This is a genomic window from Chitinophaga jiangningensis (assembly GCF_900142605.1).
In the GTDB taxonomy this organism is placed as follows: domain Bacteria; phylum Bacteroidota; class Bacteroidia; order Chitinophagales; family Chitinophagaceae; genus Chitinophaga; species Chitinophaga jiangningensis.
Genome location: NZ_FRBL01000001.1, coordinates 673,441 through 694,059 on the forward strand (window position 1 = coordinate 673,441; position 20,619 = coordinate 694,059).

Sequence of the window (20,619 nt, forward strand, 5' to 3'; positions counted from 1 at the left end):
GGAAAAAATGGAAATTCCTGATAATAACCAATTTAGTGCTTAGAAATCGTCGTCATCATCATCAAAGCGATCGTTGAACAGATCCATGTCTTTGAATTCGTCATCAAAGCCCAGATCGTCGTCATCATCGCCTTTTTTGGTGCTAGGACGGCCACGTTTACCTTTAGATTTAGGCATGTCGAATTCTTCGAAGTCAGGATCATAGTCCTCATCTTCGCCTTTCTCCCATGCGTCATCTGCATCATCCATGTCATCATCATCGTCGTCATCATCCTCATCATCGTCAGACTTACGTTTAGATTTAGATGGAGATTTATCTGATTTTTTTGAAGAAGATTTAGAAGTAGTTTCCTCTTCATCCTCTTCATCCTCATCATCTTCATCCACCTCTTTCTTAGGCTTGGCCGCAGCTTTAGGAGCGTCTTTTGCAGTCTTAGGAGAAGTAGTTTTTTTAGTCTCTTTCTCTTTATCAGATTTTGATTTCATAATAGGTTCACTTATTTCTTTGCCGTAAAGTTTTAATAGTTTTTTTTATTCGCCAAATTTTTTTTGCCGTTTTTTTTCCGTAATTTTTTGGTTCTACTTCTCCAGTATCTGGTCGCGTCCCGGCCCGTTGGAAACGTATTTCACAGGAACGCCAAGATATTTCTCTACGGAAGATACGAAGCTTTTCATTTCGTTTGGTAACTCATTGAATTGCTTACAAGTAGCAGTTTTTTCTGTCCAGCCGGGGAACTTTTCGTATACCGGCGTAACGTCCAGACCGTTCAGTTGGAAAGGCAGTTGTTTGGTTTGTTGTCCGTTGATTTCGTAAGCGGTACATGCGTATACTTCATCAAACTCATCAAGTACGTCGGATTTGGTCATTACCAGTTGGGTAACACCACTCAACATGCAGGTATAGTTCAGTGCAACGAGGTCAATCCAGCCACAGCGGCGTGGGCGGCCTGTTACGGCACCAAATTCGTGACCAGCAGCGCGCAGTTGCTCCCCGGTGGCATCGTGCAGTTCAGTAGGGAAAGGACCACTACCTACGCGGGTGCAGTAAGCTTTGGTTACACCAATTACTTCTTTGATCCACTGTGGTGCGATACCCAGCCCGTTACAAACGCCGGCAGAGATAGTGTTGGAGGAGGTTACAAACGGATACGTTCCGAAATCCACATCCAGCATGCTACCCTGTGCACCTTCGGCCAGTACTTTTTTACCAGCTTTCAGTTTTTCGTTAATAAAATACTCACCGGCTACCACGTTCATGGTACGCAGGAATTTCACTGCTTCGAAGAACTCAGCTTCCCATGCAGCAATATCATCACTAAATTCGCTAATATCGAAATGAGACAGCAACTCCAGGTGTTTCTGTTTCAGCTTGGCATAAAGGTTTTCAAAGTCAGCTGACATCACATCCCCTACGCGCAAACCATTACGGCCGGTTTTGTCCATATAAGCCGGGCCGATACCTTTTAAGGTAGAACCGATTTTATCATTTCCCTTGGCGATTTCAGAAGCCTTATCCAGCGCTCTGTGCGTAGGAACAATGATATGGGTCTTTTCTGCAATGAAAAGATTTTTTGTCAGGTCGATGCCTAATGCGGAAATATCCTGGCTTTCTTTCTGGAACGCTACCGGGTCCAGCACCACACCATTACCGATAAGGTTAATTGTGCTATCGTGGAATACACCGGATGGAATGGTGCGTAAAACTACTTTCTGTCCATTCACATACAATGTGTGTCCTGCGTTCGGACCGCCCTGGAAGCGGGCAATCACGTCGTATTTACCGGCAAAATAGTCCACAATTTTACCTTTACCTTCGTCGCCCCATTGCAGGCCTAACAAAACGTCTACCATAATGATTTAATTATTTATCGGAGGTTGTTGCTTTAAAAGAAGTCGCAAAATTAAAGCGATTTATAACAATTACAAACTCTGGAAATTACTTTCTGTATTTGGGGACCACATTCGGCGGTGCATTCAAACGGCGGTTTTACCCTGCCGGGGCCTGCACCTGCGGCGCAGGTCCCGGCAGGGAGAGATCAGGCGCCGCCGGCGCCTGATCTCTCCCTAAAAAAATAAAGGTACTGTTAAGACTCTTCCAGACGCTGCACAGATTGAATCCCATCCAGGCTTTTAAGCTTTTCTACGAGTTCGTCCAGTTCGTCCTTGTCATGGACATACACTTTGATCAAACCCTCGAAAAGGCCCTCTTTTGACTCAATACTGAGTGCCGAGATATTTACTTTCAGTTCTCCAGAAATAATATTCGTGATTTTGTGGATAACTCCCACATCGTCCATTCCGATGATGCGTAAACCAGTCAGGAAGGAGATTTCGCGGTTCTTTACCCACTTTGTTTTTACCACCCGGTGTCCGTAGTTCGCCAGCAACTGCGCGGCATTCGGGCAATTGGTACGGTGGATCTTCAGTCCCTCACTGGCAGTGATAAAGCCAAATACATCATCGCCGGGAATCGGGCGGCAACAGTTAGCCAGCTTATAGGCAATCCTGTCGGAGCTTTCCCCGAAAATGATCAGCTCTGCATCTTTCTTGCTCGGGATCTGGTGCTTCACAGCTTCTTCCGACACGTGCTCCGGCTGTTTTACCGGTGCAGGCTTTGGCGGCTCCAGCTTATCACCCAACAGGGTGAATTCCTTCAGTTCACGCAGATCAATATTTTTTACTGCGATCTGGTAATACAGGTCCAGCGGGCTGGACTGTTTATAGAACTGCACCAGCTCATTGATATTATGCTGGCTGGGATTGATTCTCATGTGGTCCAGCTTACGCTCCAGCGTAGCTTTACCATCCATGGCAATCTTCCTTTTCTCTTCCTTCAGCGCATCTTTGATCTTGGATTTAGCTTTGGCAGTGAGCACAAAGTTAAGCCAGTCTTCTGAAGGCTTCTGTTTATTGGAGGTAATGATCTCTACCTGGTCACCGCTGCGCAGCTTATGGCTGAGCGGTACCAGTTTATAATTCACTTTGGCGCCTATACATTTGTTACCCACCGCACTATGGATGGAATAAGCAAAATCCAGCGAGGTAGAGCCTACCGGCAGAATCTTCAGATCACCTTTCGGTGTATACACGTAAATCTCTTCGGTAAACAGGTTGCTTTTGAAGTCGGCCAGGAAATCCAGTGTATTAGAATCCGGATTACTGAGGATTTCCCTGATTTGCATAAACCACTGGTCAAACTTCGATTCCTGCTGCACGGAAGAAGAGCTTCCTTCCTTGTAGCGCCAGTGTGCGGCTACCCCTTTTTCGGCGTAATCATTCATACGTTTGGAACGAATCTGTACTTCCACCCATTTCCCGTTGGGGCCCATCACCGTTACGTGCAGTGCCTCGTAACCGTTGGATTTAGGGTTGCTGAGCCAGTCGCGGGTACGCTCAGGGCTCGGATGGTAAAAGTCGGTTATGATGGAATACACTTTCCAGCAATCGGCTTTTTCCTTATCCGGCGCGGAATCCAGGATAATACGGATGGCAAAGAGGTCATATACTTCCTCGAAGGACACCCCTTTGGTCTTGATTTTATTATGGATGGAATGTATGGATTTCGGGCGGCCATAGATTTCGAACTGAAAGCCTTCCTCCTGCAATACTTCCTTGATAGGCTTGATAAATTCGTTGATATAGCGGGTACGCTCACGCTTTGTTTCTTTGAGTTTGCGGGCAATATCCTTATAGGTTTGCTGCTCGGTATACTTCATCGCCAGGTCTTCCATTTCGGACTTGATGTTGTACAAGCCGAGGCGGTGGGCCAGCGGAGAATAGATAAATACCGTTTCAGAAGCTATTTTCAATTGCTTTTCCCGGCTCATGCTGTCGAGCGTACGCATGTTGTGCAGCCTGTCGGCCAGTTTGATCAGGATTACCCTGGGATCATCTGCCAGCGTGAGGAGAATTTTCTTGAAGTTCTCTGCCTGTGCGGTGCTGGTGCTGGAGTCGATAACCGTACTGATTTTCGTAAGGCCGTCAACGATATGTGAGATTTCGTTACCAAATTCCCGGGTAATATCCTCCAGGGTTACTTCGGTATCTTCCACGGTATCATGTAAAAGTGCACAGATAGCGGAACGGACACCCAGTCCGATTTCTTCCACGCATATCTGAGCTACTGCAAGCGGATGCAGGATATACGGCTCACCGGATTTGCGCCGCATTTCCTTGTGAGCATCTGCTGCCATTTCAAAAGCAGTACGTACCAATTCGCGGTCGCCCTTTTTCAGGCGCGGTTTCAGCGCCCTGAGCAAAGCCCGGTAATGTCGTACAATCTCTTTCTTTTCCTGCTCTTCGTCTAAATTATATTTTTGAACTACCACTGTTTCCATTGCCTTAAAGTTACGATTAAATCTAATCTGAAAGAAACCTGGCTATGGAATTGGGTCATATTGAACGCCTTAGAGCCTGATGGGGTTTTCCAGGGGCACCGCAATCCTTTCAATTAACTTCCCCTCTGGCACTTTCAGCCGCAGGCCGGCATTATGATATGTTTCCAGCTCTATATCCTGCAGGTATTCCCGGATAAGACGCCTTACCTTGGTAACATACACATCCATGCTGCGACTGTTCTGCAAATCGTCTTTCCCCCAAACGCGGATCAGGAGTTCATCCCGGCGGATGATAATGTTAGGGCGACTAAAAAAATACCGCAACACCTTGGATTCCAGGGGCGATAACTTTCCTGCCACATCTTTGGTGCGGTTGTCAAATACTTTCAGCTTGCGGTAATGAAAAGTATAGTTATCCACAGAGTGGGCCAGCAGCAGATCCGAGCGTATTGGCCTGGAATATTTTAAAAACACCAGGATCTTCCGCATTAACTCCATGATATTGAATGGCTTGGTGAGATAGGTATCTCCGCCGATCTCAAACGACTCGATACGGTCGTTATCTTCCGTCCTTTCGGCAGAAAAGAAAATAATACACACCAACGTGCTCTTCTCCCGGATGCTCCGGGCCAGTTCAAAGCCATTCATGCCCGGCAGCACGATGTCCAGCAGGCAAACGTCAAACTTCGAACGCTGGTACACCTGCCAGGCTTTGGCACCGTCCAGACAATGTTCCACCCGGAATCCGGCTTCTTCCAGCCGGCGCTTTACTATACCACCGAAGACTTTATCGTCTTCTACCAACAAAATACGAGGGTTCTTATTCATGATTAAATGTGGGGGTTCTATTCACATTACTATCCTTGTAAATACCGAGTCCTGTATTGAGTCCAGATATGGTTATTTTACTAAAACTCTCTGCCAATGCAATTTTTATAAAATTCCAGTCACTTGCGGTTAATCAATCGTTAATCCTGAAAACAAATATTTCTGCTGCTACGGTTGAATCAGATTTTTCTGAGGGCCTATACGGGGCTTCCTTTACTATACCTACGTATAAAAACTAAAAAAGGACTGACAAATAGCCTGTCAGTCCTTTTATATTTATTAACACTAATTCACATTATAATCACACTTTTTCCACAGCACTGATTTTGATGGCCACAGCGTGCTTAAATCCTTTACCCTGCATGGCAGACGGGATGTTAATAACGGTACTGCCATTTACAGTTTTCCACACCAAAGATTTAGCACCACCGAGGATTTCCACACGTGCTTTCTTAGCTGGGGTCAGCCCTTTGAAAGTGATGGTTGCCGGCAACTTTTCCTGATCATCCAATAAGTATATGGCATATACGCTACCGTCTTTCTTAGTGGTGAAACAAACCTTACCATCTTTATAAGGCGCTACTGCCCTGGTGGCATAAATGGCGTCACCGTTCACATGCATCCACTCACCAATACCTTTCATGGTGGTATAAGCAGCATCATGCAGTTCCCCATCCGGACCAGGCCCCACATTCAGGAGGTAGTTACCACCCTTTGCCACGATGTCTACCAGATTATGAATCAAAGTATTGACAGATTTATACTGATCATTCGGCACATACGACCAGGAACCACCCATCGTCATACAGGTTTCCCAGGGATAGCTCAGCGGCTTGTCAGGGATCTGCTGCTCCGGTGTGCGGTAGTTTTCATATTGACTATGCACACTACGGTCTACCACGATCAGGCCTGGCTGATGACTGCGCGCCATAGCGGCAATCTTCGGCATATCTATATCCTGGTCCTGCGCTTTGGTAGTACCCCAGGTCCTGGATTCTGCTGTCTGGTATTTTTCCGGACGTACCCAACCCCCATCCAGCCAAAGGATTTCGAGCTTACCGTAACCGGTCATCAGCTCTTCAATCTGGTTGTAGGTAAATTGTTTGAATTTATTCCAGCGCTCAGGATACTTGCTGATATCATAACTTGGGTTCCTGTCCTTAGGCGGGAAATAACTCCACCAGTAATACTCGGTATTCCAATCCGGCTTGGAGAAATAAGCACCAGTATGTACGCCCTCTTTACGGAAGGCTTCAAAAATTTCTTTTGCAACGTTTGCACGCGGATTTTTGCTGAAAGCAACATCTGGTGCAGTAATGCGGTAATCCGTTTGTTTGGTGTCAAACATACAGTATCCATCATGATGCTTGGTAGTAAATACCATGTACTTCATACCTGCATCAGCAGCGGCTTTAGCCCAGTGCTCCGGGTTAAACTTCACTGGATTAAAGGATTTACCCAGTGCTTCATATTTTTTCAGATAGTCGTAATACGGTATTCCGTAAGGTTTACGCTGAGTGAAACCTTCATCTTCCGGACAAAGACTCCAGGATTCCACCACACCCCATTGTGAATAAGGGCCCCAGTGAATAATCATCCCGAACTTCCAGTCCTGCCACTCATCCAGTTTCTGTTGTACTGCCTTGTCAGGTTCCGGGATGTAAGGATGTTCCTCATGCTGCGCTACAGCATTCATCCCTATCAACGCCAGTCCTGCCGCCATTAAAAGTTTACGCATAGTTATTTTTTATAAGTGTCAACCAACGAAGTTATTTTCAGCTGTTGTTGTATCTCTGCTGCGGTGCGACCGGTTTGCAGATGTATGGTTCTTTGTGTGCCAGGTAGCAGGTCGATGAAGTTATCTTCAAAATGTTCGCCTTCCTTTTCTGCAGTGAGTTCCAGGTAAATATTTCTCGCAAGCTGTTTTGTTGTAATGGTTACATCCACGCCCTTGCCGGCAGCTTTGCAGGCAAATGTGATATCGGGCTGTTGCAACGCTATTTCTTTCGCTACCGCAAAGTAATATAGATTAGGATTCAGAACCTTATTCTGATTTACCAATTCAGTATAGAATATTACCTCATTGCGCTTTCTTCCTTGCAATAAATCGTTGATTGCTATTGTATTTACCAGGGTACTGGTTCCATCCTGCAGTTTGCGTGCGGGTATTTTTTTCCGGGAGATGATATTGCCTTGCAGGTCAGCGAGTGTCAGATTTATCCCTATATTCCAGGCTGTTTTATCGGCTTTTTCATCGGTGATCACATAAGTCTTCAACTGCCCATCTTCCTCCACTGATGACGGGATCACCGGCTCGAACGCGCGCTTGGCGTAGTATTGCAGCGCTTTCCATCTCCCATAAAAATCCCTTCCTGACCAGGATGGACCGGGCCAGCAATCATTTAACTGCCAGTACAAAGTACCCATGCAATAAGGCATATTCCTGCGATGCGCTTCTATGGCCACTTTCATACCCTCTGCCTGTAATACCTGACTCAGATATACAAATGCAGGAAAATCTACCGGCGTATTATAGTAGTGATCCATGTATGTTTTAATCGCCGTATTCCCTTTAGCAGGGCTCTTTTGGTGCGATTGCATCACATTGGAGAAAATATGATAATCATCTTTGGTAGCAAAGCTATCAATGGTTTGCATGGCCGGGAATGACTGGAAACCATATTCACTCATGAAGCGCGGAATATGTGTATTAAATGCTTCAAACCATTCCATCCCGTGCCAGATGCCCCAGTAGTGGTTATCTCCCTTCGTAAAATCTTCCTTCTTTCCCCAGTTACTGATGGGGGAAGAATGGAAATAAAACCTGCCCGGATCATTTTCCTTTACTGCTGTCGGTAATATCTCCTTAAACAATTTATCATATGCACGCTGCATGCTTTCATACTGCAAATTCGTATAGGCGTAACCGTTTTGCCAGCCCCAGTTTTTAATAGCCACAGCAATTTCATTATTGCCGCACCACAACGCCAGTGATGGATGATCTTTCAGTCGGTTGATGTTATAAATTGCCTCCTGACGTGCATTTTCGAGGAATGATCTATCACCGGGATATAACGTACACGCATACATGAAATCCTGCCATACTAAAATTCCTTTCTCATCTGCGAGATCGTAGAAGTCATCATTTTCATAGATGCCACCGCCCCAAACACGCACCATATTAAAATGGCTTTCCTGCATATCATCGAACAGCTTTTTATATTTTCCTTTCGTTACACGCGGAAGAAAATTATCCTGCGGAATATAGTTGGAACCTTTCATGAAAACCGCGCGGCCATTGACTTTCACAAAGAAAGACTCGCCTTGCGCATCCGGTTTATTTTCCACTTCGATAGTGCGAATACCGATTTTCTTTTTGAAATTATCCACCGCAGTTTTCTTCTCAGTGGTCAGGTAGGCTGTCGCGTTATACAAGTGCTGCCCACCCATACCATTTGGCCACCAGAGCAATGGTGACGCCACATCAAAGCTGGCTTCACAGGTAGTATCCCCTGCGTTCAATATCAGCTCCTTACTCACCCGCTTAGTGAGTACCTCGCGATGTTGAATATCCAGCGAAGGCGTCAGGAAATATTTCCCCGGAGTGGTAACGGAAAGCTGCGTTTTCATGGTCACATGCGCTTTATTCCCATCCAGGGTAGTGATATAGTTTACATTGCGGATAACAGCGCCGCTCCACGCACGTAATATCACCGGCCGCCACACACCGCTGGTCACCAGCCGTGGTCCCCAATCCCATCCATAATGATACGGTGCTTTACGAGCGTATACACTCAAAGGAATATCGCTGGCATCGTTGCCGGCAGGGTAAATTACGCTGTCGCGCAGAAAACGGGGCATATCATGTTTGATCGGACTTTCGAACTTAATCAGCAGTGTATTTTTCCCCACTTTCAGGTGCTTCTTCACATCTGCTGACCAGGAACGAAACATGTTATTGGTCACCAATACATCTTTGTTATTTACGGAAACTTCCGCATAGGTATCCAGGCCCAGAAATTCCAGCTCTACTACATCCTGCTTCAGCTGTGCTGCCGACACCTCGAAAGTACATTTGTACCACCAGTCTTTTTTATCCACCCATTGCACGGCTTTTTCATTCATGCCTTTGAATGGGTCGGGGATAAGATGATGTGCCAACAGGTCAGTATGCACAGTACCCGGCACGGTGGCGCTGCGCCAGATCCGTTCATCCGGGCGACCAAATTCCCATCCACTCTTCAGCGTATCTACCTGTGAGTAAATCGATTTAGTAAAAAAGGATAAAAAAAAGATCACCAGCAAAAAGCGACCCATCAGCTTTAATTTCATAACCAGATGATGATTTGAGTAGGCATCAAAAATAACAATCTCAGGGGAAATGAGAATAATAGTTTTACGATCTTTACGGTATGAAAAGTATGTGGCAGCAAATATTGCGTTATTTCTATATAGGCAAAAAAGATCCTAATGCGCCTAAAACCCGGTATGTGGCGATGATGCACGGCATGAACCGGATTAGCATCATTGTGTTTTTTATTGCGGTGATTATTGTGATTTACCGGTTGATCAGGAGACATTAATTCTTTTAAAGGCATAGTTTTCCCGTCCACCGGAGGTGGACGGGAAAACTATGCAACCAGGCCCGGACCATTGGTCCGGGCCTGGTTGCAAGGAAATAATTTTCGAGCGTAATTGTAAATCACCTCCGCAGCGCGGTGGATGGATAGTCTCCGCGAATAGAGGTCGATGGAAGGTCCGCTCCTATCCGCGGGCAAAATCATATATCATTTCCGCAGCAAGTCGGCTTGCATCTTTTTCTCCCAGCTTATGCCAAAGGGCCGCATAATCTGCAGCCAGTTCCTGGCGGCGGGTTTCGTTTTTCAGCAGGGCCGATAGCTCTTTCAGCAGGTTCGCTTCCGTGAGGTCGTTTTGAATCAATTCCTTCACCACCAGCTTATCCATTACCAGGTTTACCAGGGAGATGTATTTTACCCTGATGAGATTTTTTGCCAGGATATAAGACACCGGATTCCCTTTGTAGCAAACGATTTCAGGCACACCAAACAACGCCGTTTCCAGGGTGGCGGTACCTGAAGTAACCAGTGCAGCCGTTGCCTGTCGCAGCAAAGGATAGGTTTTTCCTTTTACTTTTGATACGTTGGGGTGCTGCCCAATGAGGCTTTCCAGGAAGTCATCATCCAGGCTGGGTGCCTGGGCTACTACAAACTGGTATTCAGGGAAATGCTTTGCCATGGTGAGCATAATAGGCAATTTTACACTGACCTCCTGTTTGCGGCTGCCTGGCAGCACGGCAATGATCGGTTTATCGGCAATCGGGGCATCGGCGGGCCTGGCTTTCTCCGCTTTAATCACCTCTACCAGGGGATGGCCTACATATTCTACCTCGTAGTTCCATTTATGGTAAAAATCCTGCTCAAACGGCAGGATACAAAGCATTTTATCTACCGTACGTTTGATCTTTTTAACCCTGTTTTCTTTCCAGGCCCATACCTGCGGAGAGATGTAATACACCACTTTATAACCTTGCGCTTTAGCCCATTCAGCGATACGCATGTTAAATCCGGGATAATCCACCAGGATGAGCACATCGGGCTTAAAAGCGCTGATATCTTTTTTGCAAGTGTCTATATTACGAAGGATGGTACGGAGGTTCATCAGTACTTCCACAAATCCCATAAAGGCCAGCTCTTTGTAGTGCTTTACCACATTTACACCTGCTGCCTCCATCAGGTCGCCGCCCCAGCCGCGTATATCCGCTGAGGTATCCTGCTGTTTCAACTGTTTTATCAGGTTACTTCCGTGCAGGTCACCTGATGCCTCTCCCGCAATAATGTAATATTTCAAATTCCGTAGCTGTTAATAATTATCTGATAATTTTCATGAGCAGTATCGCGATAGCGTACAGCATGGTTACCAGGAAAATTCCTTTCGCTGTCAAATCGCGCCTGTTGCGGGTGTAAAGATAAAACACCAGGCCGTTTAATAACAGGCAGATACTGGTTAATTTAGGGATCAGGCGGTAATTTCCTTTCAGTTGCCCCAGAAACTGGGTAAACTCTATGTTGGAAGGTCGTACTGCCACCAGATAGTACAGGAAGAACGCCAGGATAGGTGTTACAAATCCCAGCAAAATTCCCAAGGGTAAATTGTCTTTCTTTAACATAACATGATTGTGATGGCGATAGGACGGGTAACTGTACGCAGTGTTACTTCAGATCTTTCCACTCTTCTTCCAGTTGTTGCTTCAGTTTGTAGTTGGTCAGATCAAACTGCACCGGTACTAAAGATGCGTAACCGTTTTCCAATGCCCAAACGTCAGTATCATCGCCTGTATCGCGGTTTTTAAATTCGCCTGTCAGCCAGTAATATTTCTTTCCGTGCGGATCTCTTCTTTCGTCAAATTCCTCTACCCATTTGGCATCTGCCTGCCGGCAGATTTTGATTCCCCTGAAATTCTTTTCTTCTACTATCGGGATATTCACGTTAAACAGTGTGCCTACCGGCAGTTCGGATGATAGCATCCGTTCTGCCACTTCCCGCGCTACTTTCGCAGGAAGAGAGAAATCTGCGGTATAATCATATTCCAGGAAAGAAAATCCCGCGGAGGGGATACCTTCTATAGCAGCTTCCATGGCGGCGGACATGGTACCGGAGTAAATCACATTGATGGAATGGTTGGCACCATGGTTAATTCCACTCACACAAAGATCCGGCTTGCGGCCTCCCAGTATCTTATCCCTGGCCAGCTTTACGCAGTCTACCGGCGTGCCGGAGCACTGCCAGGCCTCGATATCTTCAAAAATATCCACCTGGTTCAACCGTAAGGGAACCCCGATCGTGATAGCATGCCCCATGCCCGACTGCGGGCTGTCCGGCGCTACCACCACTACTCTTCCCAGCGGCCTCACGGCCTCTATCAATGCACGAATACCCGGCGAAGTAATACCATCATCATTCGTAACCAAGATCAACTTTTCCTTTACTGCCATAGTTCGGATTTTTTCTTTCTCCAACAAATTTAAGCTCTCTCCTACACATTTCGCTTTAAAAGAATGTGAAATATATAATCTTTCTACAAATCTGATTTCATCATCTTCCTGAAAACGACATATACGGCGAGACAGATATAGGCCAGCACTGCTATGAAATACACATATGGCTCATATACTTCCTTAGAAATCATTTTGCCAAACAACGGTACCGGCAACAGCTCATCACCCGCCTGCAAAGGCAACAGGCCGCCTATTCGTCCAAAACGACGGGTGAGTAAAGCCGACACCACATTATCTATCATCATGCTGTAGGCCAAAAAGATGACGATGGCAATACCGGCGCGCTTCAGCAAAACTGCTATCAGCAAGGCTATGGCAAGTGCAACCAGTACCTGCAGGAAATAATATACGATATAACGGTAATCCTCAAAAGAAACACTGGTATCTCCATAACTTAAACCCACTATAATGCCCGTTAAAGTAGATACCACCAATGCCAGTACAGAAAGGGCCACAAGCCAGAACAGCTTTGCATACACGAATTCCCGCCTGTCCCAGCCATCGATGATATTCTGGCGATTAGTGCGGAATGTATATTCGTTGGTGGTAAGTATAATGAGTAAAATCGCGAACAGCCCGGAAGTATAGGAAGAGATGCTGGCCACACTCAGCCAGATATCCGGGAAGCTGAAAGGCTGCCCCATGAGCTGCGTGGCTTTTTTCAGGTCACCATTACTGAAGAGATTGGCCATAAAGAAGTTGGCGGCAACAGGGATAATAACGGCCAGGAGCAGCATCACCCAAAAGGTGCGATAGGTGCGCACTTTGAGCCATTCGGTCCAAATTATATTTTTCATGAGTTTGAGGTATGGGTCAGTTCCAGGAATGCTTTTTCGAGGCTCTTTTTGCGCAATTGCAGTTGGCTCAGCCAGATACCGTTGTTGGCACACCATCCATTGATGGCTGCGGTATCAGGGTACGAATCAAAAGTGGCGATCACACTGCTGCCGCTTATTACAGCGCTGTTGCAGCCGGGATAGCGTAACATCAGTGCCGACAGTGCCTGATTATCAGCAGCGGACAGTTCTACGAAATCATTGCGCTGTATCACTTCGGTTACCGCACCGGAAAGCAGTAGTTGTCCGCGCTGGAGAATCGCCACATGCGTACAAACTTTTTCTACTTCATCGAGCAGGTGGCTGGCCAGGATGATCGTTTTGCCGGATCGCGCCAGGTCATGAATGATACCGCGCACTTCCGCGATGCCGGAAGGATCGAGTCCGTTGGTAGGCTCATCAAGGATAAGCACATCCGGGTCGCCCAGCAGCACTGCTGCCAGTGCGAGGCGCTGTTTCATACCCAGCGAATAGGTTTTGAACGCCGCATCCCTGCGGGCATACAATCCACAAACTTTGAGTACCCGCTCGATATCGTCGGCTCCTCTGCGCTTGATGCTGGCAGAGATTTCCAGGTTTTTCCAGCCACTGAGGTAGTGGTAGAAATTAGGCGTTTCCAGGAGGGTACCGATGCTGCGGCGCTGCATGGCATTACCGGGTTTTCCGAAAAGCTGGAATGAACCGCTGTCGGCTTTCAGCACATCAGTAACAATGCCCAGCAGCGTAGTTTTTCCGCTGCCATTAGGGCCTAAAATACCAAAGACGCTGCCAGGAGGAACATCGAAAGTAACACCTGACAGCGCCTGTACGGCACCATACCTTTTGGAGATGCCTTGAAGGGATAGTATTGACATTGGCTAATTAATTCCTGATAGGTTTACCTGTTTTAATTACACTTTGTAATCTTTCCAGGGTTTTGCGTTCACCGCATAGACTGAGGAATGCTTCGCGCTCCAGGTCGAGCAGGTATTGCTCGCTCACCAGCGTTGGCTCGGTGAGGTCTCCTCCGCACATTACATACGCCAGTTTCTGGGCTACTTTTTCATCATGCTCGGAAATATAGTTACCAAACTTCATGGCATAGATACCGGCCAGCAGGGCGCCGAGTGCACTGCGCCCCATCACCTTCACATCTGTTCTTTCTACGGGGCGGGTATAACCTTCGTCTGCGAGGGCGATTACGCTGCGTTTCGCATCGGCGATGAGGCGGCTTGGGTTCATGGTAATTTCATCATGACCTTTGCGGAGCACACCCATGTCAAAGCCTTCGAAGCCGGAAGTGGCTACTTTGGCAGTGGCTACGGTCATGAAATAATCTTTCAGCGGCTCTTCTTCAATGCGGCCTTCCTTAAATTCGTTGCTGGCCCGCAACGCCATTTCTTTGGTACCTCCACCGCCAGGAATCAGGCCCACGCCCAGTTCCACAAGGCCGATATATGTTTCGGCAGCAGCCTGCACTTTATCCGCGTGTAATGCCATTTCGCAACCACCACCCAGTGTAAGCGCATGTGGCGCTACCACCACGGGAATGCTGGAATAACGTAAACGCATAGTGGAACGCTGGAACAAGCGTACTGCCATATCCAGTTCGTCATACTCCTGCTCTGCGGCCATCATGAAGATCATCCCCACGTTGGCACCGGCAGAAAAATTCGCACCATCATTAGCTACTACAAGGCCACGGAAGTCTTTCTCCGCGCGGTCCACCGCTTTATTGAGCCCTTCGAGCACTTCGCCACCGATAGTATTCATTTTAGTTTGCCAGTCGAAACATACCACACCGTCGCCGATGTCAATCAGTCTGCTGGCGCTGTTTTTCCAGATCACATTGCTGCCATAGTTTTCCAGGATAATGAAGGAACCTTCACCGGGTAATGCTTTATAATCCTGCGATGCAATATCATAGTAGTATTTTTTGCCGTTTTCCACTTTGTAGAAGCTCTTGAAACCTTTCGCCAGCATATCTTTCACCCACTGCGCTACGGTAAGTCCTTTTTCTTCTACCTTTTTGGCGTAGGCCTCCACACCGAGCAGGTCCCAGCTTTCGAAAGGACCGATTTCCCAGCCGAAGCCGGCTTTCATCGCATCGTCTACTTTGTAGAGGTCATCCGCAATTTCAGGGATGCGGTGTGATACGTAGGAGAAGAGATAAGCATGGAACTGCTGATAGAACTCACCGGCTTTATCTGTGGAACCGGCCAGTATTTTCAGTCGCTGCTTGAGATCCTCCACGGGTTTGGCTGCATCAATGCTGCTGAAGCGGGCTTTTTGTTTAGGCCCGTACTCCATGGTTTGCAGGTTGAGGGTAAGGATCTCCTTTCCGTTCGCCCCTGTCGTCTTCTTATAAAAACCCTGACCTGTTTTATCTCCCAGCCAGTTGTTTTCTACTACTTTTTGCAGGAAATCAGGAATTTTGAAGATCGCAATAGCTTCGTCATTCGGGCAGTTTTCCAGCACTCCTTTCGCCACTTTCACGAGGGTATCAATACCCACTACGTCTGCTGTACGGAAGGTAGCCGATTTGGGGCGGCCAATCACCGGACCGGTGAGTGCATCAATTTCATCGATGCCGAGGCCCATTTCCTGCATGATGTGGAAGATGGCCATGATGGAGTACACCCCTACGCGGTTGGCGATAAAGGCGGGTGTATCCTTACAGAGCACGGTGGTTTTACCGAGATACAGGTCACCATATTCCATCAGGAAATCGACAACCGCAGGATCCGTATGCGGTGTAGGAATTATTTCGAGCAGGCGCAGGTAGCGCGGCGGATTGAAGAAGTGACTGCCACAGAAGTTTTTCTGAAAATCTTCGCTGCGGCCTTCCGCCATCAGGTGAATGGGAATACCCGAAGTATTGGAGGTAACCAGGGTGCCTGGTTTACGGAATTGCTCCACCTGATCAAATACTATTTTTTTCACGGCCAGGTTTTCTACCACCACTTCAATGATCCAGTCTACCTCCGCGATCTTTTTCATATCATCGGTGAAATTGCCTGTTTTGATGAGTTTTACTACATCTTTCGTAAAAACAGGAGAGGGATTTGACTTAACAGCAGCCTGGAGAGCGTCGTTCACAATCCGGTTCTTCACTGCAGGACTATCCAATGTGAGGTTTTTCTTCTTTTCTGCGTCGTTCAGTTCTTTTGGTGCGATATCAAGCAGCAGTACCTGAACTCCAATGCCTGCAAAGTGACAGGCAATTCTTGATCCCATAACCCCGGAGCCTAGTACGGCTACTTTATTGATATGTCTTTGCATATTACGTCCAGCTTTAATCTGTTAGTGAATACAATCAATATTTTTAGATTCCTGAATTTAGGATTTTTTGGGGTTTAAAAGTCAGTGGGAATGTTAAAGTTCGGGTTTCCAGTTCCTCTCGTCTGCCTTCGGCAGACGAGAGGAACTGGGCTTGGGTGCCGCCGGCGGCGGCATCCAAGCAGCATCCCGGATTGCGGCCCACCGCAGGTGGGCCGCAATCCGGGGGAATAAAAAAAGTCCCGCCATAAAGGCAGGACTTAAACTATTTATCACTTGAAAAGTTGAACTCAACTCACCCCACTACCTGGTTTCACCGCCTGGGCAGGGTTTACAAATACGAGTTTACCGTTATCTTCTGCCATCAGGATCATACCCTGACTTTCAATACCACGCATTTTGCGGGGCGCCAGGTTGGCCACCAGGGTTACCTGTTTACCAATGATGTCTTCCGGTGCGAAGTGCGCTGCGATACCGGAAACAACGGTGCGTTGTTCGGTGCCGATATCTACCAGTAATTTCAACAGTTTATCCGCTTTTTCCACTTTTTCTGCGGTGAGGATGGTACCTACACGCAGGTCCAGTTTAGCGAAATCATCGAACTGAATTTCAGGCTTTGCAGGAGCGGCCGGTTTTTCTTCTTTTGGTGCTAATGCTGCTGCAGTGGCTGCAGCGGCAGCGTCGATCGCTTTTTTGGACTCAGCCAGTTTTGCCAGCTGGGCAGCGATAGCCTCGTCTTCAATTTTCTTGAACAGCAGTTCTGGTTCACGCAGGGAATAACCTACGCTGAGCAGTTTGGCAGAACCTGCGTTTTCCCAATCCAGCATACGCTCTACCACCTTCATCATGTGCAGCATTTTCTTAGCTGTGAACGGCAGGAACGGATTGATGAGAATCGCCAGGTTGGCGGTCAGCTGCAAACATACGTGCAGGCAGATGTCGATACGCTGCTGGAGCATTTCGAGATCATCGGCCGTGTATTTATCATGTGCTTCTCCCTTATTCAGTTTTTCAATGGCTTTAGCAAGAATCCAGGGCTCATTACGCTGCATGTACTGGTTTCCTTTGGAAGAGAGGGCCATGATTTCGGACAGGGCTTCTCTGAATTTGTAGGATTCCAGTGCATTTTCCACTCTTTCTTTAGCGGCAGCAAATTCGCTGAGCATCGCACGGTCTTCATCGTTAACCAGGTGGGCATGCAAATTAGGGACTTTGCCTCCGCACAGTTTGTGCATCAGCACCATGGTACGGTTTACAAAGTTACCCAGGTTAGCTACCAGCTCACTGTTATTCCTGTCCTGAAAATCTTTCCAGGTAAAGTCGTTATCCTTTGTTTCCGGCGCCGTGGAGGTAAGTACATAGCGCAATACATCCTGCTGATCCGGGAAGTCGCAGATATAATCATTCACCCATACTGCCCAGTTGCGGGAAGTGGAGATTTTATCGCCTTCCAGGTTCAGGAATTCGTTTGCAGGCACATTATCCGGAAGTACATATCCACCGTGTGCTTTCAGCATGCTCGGGAATATAATACAGTGGAAAACGATGTTATCTTTCCCAATAAAATGAACCAGCTTGGTATCGTCTTTACACCAGTAATCGGCCCAGTTTTCAGTCAGTTCTTTGGTAGCGGAGATATAACCGATCGGGGCATCAAACCATACGTACAGTACTTTACCTTCCGCATCCGGCAGGGGCACTTTAATACCCCAGTTGCTGTCGCGGGTCATTGCGCGGGGATGTAAACCACTATCCAGCCAGCTTTTACACTGTCCGTACACGTTGTTTTTCCATTCCTTGTGCCCTTCGAGCAGCCATTCGTTCAACCATGGTTCGTAGTTCTGTAAAGGCATGTACCAGTGTTTGGTTTTTTTCTTTACAGGTACCGCATCACTGAGAGCGGAGTGTGGGTTGATCAGTTCATCCGGGCTAAGGCTGTTACCGCATTTTTCGCACTGATCGCCATAGGCTTTATCATTGCCGCAATGCGGGCAGGTACCGATGATATATCTGTCGGCCAGGAACATATTGGCCTTAGGATCGTAATACTGTTCTGATTCTTTTTCCTCGAAAAGGCCATCGTTGTACATTTTCAGGAAAAACTCAGCAGCAGTTTCATGGTGAATTTTGTTGCTGGTGCGGGAAAAGATATCGAAAGAGATACCCATCGCTGCAAAGCTGTCACCAATAATTTTATGGTATTTATCCACAACGTCCTGTGGAGTGATGCCTTCCTTCATTGCTTTGATGGTGATGGGTACCCCATGTTCATCAGTTCCGCAAACGAATTTCACATCAGCTTTTTTGGCGCGAAGATATCGCACGTAAATATCTGCAGGAATATAGCAGCCGGCCAGGTGTCCGATATGAACAGGGCCATTGGCATACGGTAGCGCCGCAGTTATTAGATATCTGTTAAATTTTCCCATACTATCTTAAAGAATACTAAAATTAATTTTGTTTTTGGAATAGCCGATGTAATTCATCAACTTAGTCCGGGCGATGTATCCGTGAGGACATATCAATCTTACAAAGGTAAACAAAAGTACAATGGTAAGAATTCCACCATATCTGAAAAAAGGTGATTTAATAGGCATCACCTGCTCCAGCAGTAAAATGGAGCTGGCTGCTGCCGAGTATGCTGCGGAGGTAATCCGTGGCTGGGGCTATCGCGTACACCTTGGCATTACAGTGGGCACCAGTTTTCATAACTTTTCCGCTCCTGATGAGCTGCGCCTGGAAGAGCTGCAGGACATGCTGGACGATCCGGAGATGAAAGCGATCATCTTTGGACGTGGCGGCTATGGGATGGTCTGTATCATCGACAAACTAAACCTGAAAAAGTTCCGCAAGCATCCGAAATGGTTATGCGGCTACAGTGATATTACCGTGCTGCATTCACATATCCATGAACGTTATGGCATCCCTACCATTCATTCCCTGATGTGCAGCGGCATTACGCCTGAAACGGTGGAAGATGAATATGTACACAGCCTGGAGCAGATCCTTAAAGGCAAAAACTACAGCTATCATACGCCTGTGCATGAACTGAACCGGGAGGGCAGTGCCAGCGGCTTACTGGTAGGTGGTAATTTGTCGATGCTGGCCAATATCTCCGGTACTAAATCCCAGGTAAAAACAAAAGGCAAAATCCTGTTGCTGGAAGATATCGGGGAGTACCGGTACAATGTGGACCGCATGATGTACAACCTCAAAAGGGCCGGCTGGCTGGACGAACTGGCCGGACTGGTAGTAGGCGCCTTTACCGACGGCAAAGAAACCCAGACCCCGTTCGGCCAGTCGGAATATGAGATCATTCACAACCTGGTGAAAGATTACGATTATCCGGTTTGTTTTAGCTTCCCCATTGGCCATCAGCCGGCAAACTATGCGGTAAAACTGGGCATGAAGCACCACCTGAAGGTAGGAGAAGCCAAAACGGTTTTGAAACTGCAGGCAGATTAATCTTCCACATCCGGTACAATGTCCAGTCCGTAGTCATCTGCGGACAGGAGGCCTTTTGTTTTCACGGCTTCTATTCCTTCCCTGTCAGCCGTCAGTTCATGGACCGTGTTTGTATTATGGAGATAGTCAATGCCGTAAAGCTTGTTGGTAAGTCCGATCGGCACATCTATCAGGTATTTAATCACATCGGTAGCGATGCGCATGCCTGTGGCGCCGTGTGTAACACCGAGCGCACCTGCGTCGTAGTTACGATAATCGTCGGTAATATCCTGTGCACAGCGGTAAGAGGCGGAGCGGGTACCATCCGGCATGGGCATATTGAAACCACCGTACCAGGCGAGCCAGTTATGCACTTCTCCCACTACCAGTGGTTTATCGTGAATAATGCAGGCATCGTTGATCAGGAGGTGTGAGGGCAGGTGTTGCGTGCAATCCACGATGATATCGAAGCCATCGAGCAGGAATGCCATTGTTTCAGGCTTTGCCTGTAACAGCAACGGATAAGGGCGGGCAAAGGGATTTACGCCATAGAGCCGGCTGCCGGCCATTTTCGCTTTATGTTTTTTTACGTCCTGTACATGGAAGATTGGCTGACGGGGCATGTCTTCATCGTTGATAACACCGTAATCGGCGATACCGATGATACCTACCCCGCTGGCACCCAGGTATTGGATCACCGGGCTGCCGAGGCCGCCGGCGCCGATAACGAGTACGCGGGACATTTTCAGTTTTTCCTGCATTGCCAGTCCGAATCCCGGAACGGCAATAGCGTGCTTGAAGTGCTGGGCTTCCTTTTCACTAATAATCATGCGCTGTTTC

At 47.4% G+C, this 20,619-nt stretch carries 16 protein-coding genes; 2 read left to right on the plus strand and 14 right to left on the minus strand.

Translation table 11 applies throughout. The features are described from left to right. Positions 1-39: 39 nt before the first annotated feature. The 6 genes from BUB18_RS29555 to BUB18_RS02760 all read right to left on the minus strand — a co-directional run bounded on the left by BUB18_RS29555 (position 40) and on the right by BUB18_RS02760 (position 9,497). Positions 40-486, minus strand: coding sequence for a hypothetical protein (locus BUB18_RS29555; protein WP_073077768.1), 447 nt, complete (start codon positions 484-486; stop codon positions 40-42). A gap of 93 nt (positions 487-579) precedes the next feature. Continuing rightward, positions 580-1,851: an adenylosuccinate synthase gene (locus tag BUB18_RS02740; RefSeq protein ID WP_073077770.1), complete on the minus strand. Its 1,272-nt coding sequence runs from the start codon at positions 1,849-1,851 to the stop codon at positions 580-582. A 233-nt stretch (positions 1,852-2,084) separates the two neighbouring features. Then, the gene (locus BUB18_RS02745; protein ID WP_073077772.1) at positions 2,085-4,337 is read right to left on the minus strand and encodes a RelA/SpoT family protein; all 2,253 of its coding nucleotides are present in this window, start codon (positions 4,335-4,337) and stop codon (positions 2,085-2,087) included. A 69-nt stretch (positions 4,338-4,406) separates the two neighbouring features. Then, complete coding sequence (locus BUB18_RS02750) at positions 4,407-5,165, minus strand: response regulator transcription factor (protein WP_073077774.1); 759 nt, start codon at positions 5,163-5,165, stop codon at positions 4,407-4,409. 301 nt (positions 5,166-5,466) lie between these two features. After that, positions 5,467-6,903 (minus strand): alpha-L-fucosidase, encoded by a 1,437-nt coding sequence (locus BUB18_RS02755; RefSeq protein WP_073077776.1) that lies wholly within the window; start codon positions 6,901-6,903, stop codon positions 5,467-5,469. 2 nt (positions 6,904-6,905) lie between these two features. Further along, positions 6,906-9,497 carry a beta-mannosidase gene (locus BUB18_RS02760; protein ID WP_073077778.1) on the minus strand — a complete coding sequence of 864 codons (2,592 nt, stop codon included), beginning with the start codon at positions 9,495-9,497 and terminating at the stop codon, positions 6,906-6,908. An 80-nt stretch (positions 9,498-9,577) separates the two neighbouring features. On the opposite strand from BUB18_RS02760, the gene BUB18_RS29560 reads away from it, so the two are divergent. Continuing rightward, on the plus strand, positions 9,578-9,748 hold the full coding sequence (locus BUB18_RS29560; RefSeq protein WP_178372071.1) for a DUF6728 family protein: 171 nt from the start codon (positions 9,578-9,580) through the stop codon (positions 9,746-9,748). A gap of 181 nt (positions 9,749-9,929) precedes the next feature. On the opposite strand, the gene lpxB is transcribed toward BUB18_RS29560, so the two are convergent. The 7 genes from lpxB to metG form a co-directional block, all read right to left on the minus strand. Beyond that, positions 9,930-11,033, minus strand: a complete 1,104-nt coding sequence (lpxB, locus tag BUB18_RS02765) for a lipid-A-disaccharide synthase (protein ID WP_073077780.1) — start codon at positions 11,031-11,033, stop codon at positions 9,930-9,932. A gap of 19 nt (positions 11,034-11,052) precedes the next feature. Further along, positions 11,053-11,352 (minus strand): hypothetical protein, encoded by a 300-nt coding sequence (locus BUB18_RS02770; protein ID WP_073077782.1) that lies wholly within the window; start codon positions 11,350-11,352, stop codon positions 11,053-11,055. A 43-nt stretch (positions 11,353-11,395) separates the two neighbouring features. Then, the gene (gene surE, locus BUB18_RS02775; RefSeq protein WP_073077784.1) at positions 11,396-12,178 is read right to left on the minus strand and encodes a 5'/3'-nucleotidase SurE; all 783 of its coding nucleotides are present in this window, start codon (positions 12,176-12,178) and stop codon (positions 11,396-11,398) included. Positions 12,179-12,261: 83 nt separating this feature from the next. Continuing rightward, positions 12,262-13,038, minus strand: coding sequence for an ABC transporter permease (locus BUB18_RS02780; RefSeq protein ID WP_073077786.1), 777 nt, complete (start codon positions 13,036-13,038; stop codon positions 12,262-12,264). Beyond that, a complete protein-coding gene (locus BUB18_RS02785) occupies positions 13,035-13,931 on the minus strand; it encodes an ABC transporter ATP-binding protein (protein ID WP_073077788.1) in 897 nt (298 codons plus the stop codon). Before BUB18_RS02785 ends, BUB18_RS02780 begins: the two co-directional genes overlap by 4 nt. 7 nt (positions 13,932-13,938) lie before the next feature. After that, on the minus strand, positions 13,939-16,338 hold the full coding sequence (locus tag BUB18_RS02790; RefSeq protein ID WP_073077790.1) for a 3-hydroxyacyl-CoA dehydrogenase/enoyl-CoA hydratase family protein: 2,400 nt from the start codon (positions 16,336-16,338) through the stop codon (positions 13,939-13,941). A gap of 287 nt (positions 16,339-16,625) precedes the next feature. Then, positions 16,626-18,764, minus strand: a complete 2,139-nt coding sequence (gene metG, locus BUB18_RS02795) for a methionine--tRNA ligase (RefSeq protein WP_073077792.1) — start codon at positions 18,762-18,764, stop codon at positions 16,626-16,628. Between the two features lie 121 nt (positions 18,765-18,885). Here metG and BUB18_RS02800 point away from each other — a divergent pair, with 121 nt between their 5' ends. Then, positions 18,886-19,800 carry a S66 peptidase family protein gene (locus tag BUB18_RS02800; protein ID WP_073077793.1) on the plus strand — a complete coding sequence of 305 codons (915 nt, stop codon included), beginning with the start codon at positions 18,886-18,888 and terminating at the stop codon, positions 19,798-19,800. On the opposite strand, the gene BUB18_RS02805 is transcribed toward BUB18_RS02800, so the two are convergent. Further along, positions 19,797-20,609 carry a HesA/MoeB/ThiF family protein gene (locus tag BUB18_RS02805; protein ID WP_073077795.1) on the minus strand — a complete coding sequence of 271 codons (813 nt, stop codon included), beginning with the start codon at positions 20,607-20,609 and terminating at the stop codon, positions 19,797-19,799. The genes BUB18_RS02800 and BUB18_RS02805 overlap by 4 nt on opposite strands. Positions 20,610-20,619 lie beyond the last annotated feature (10 nt).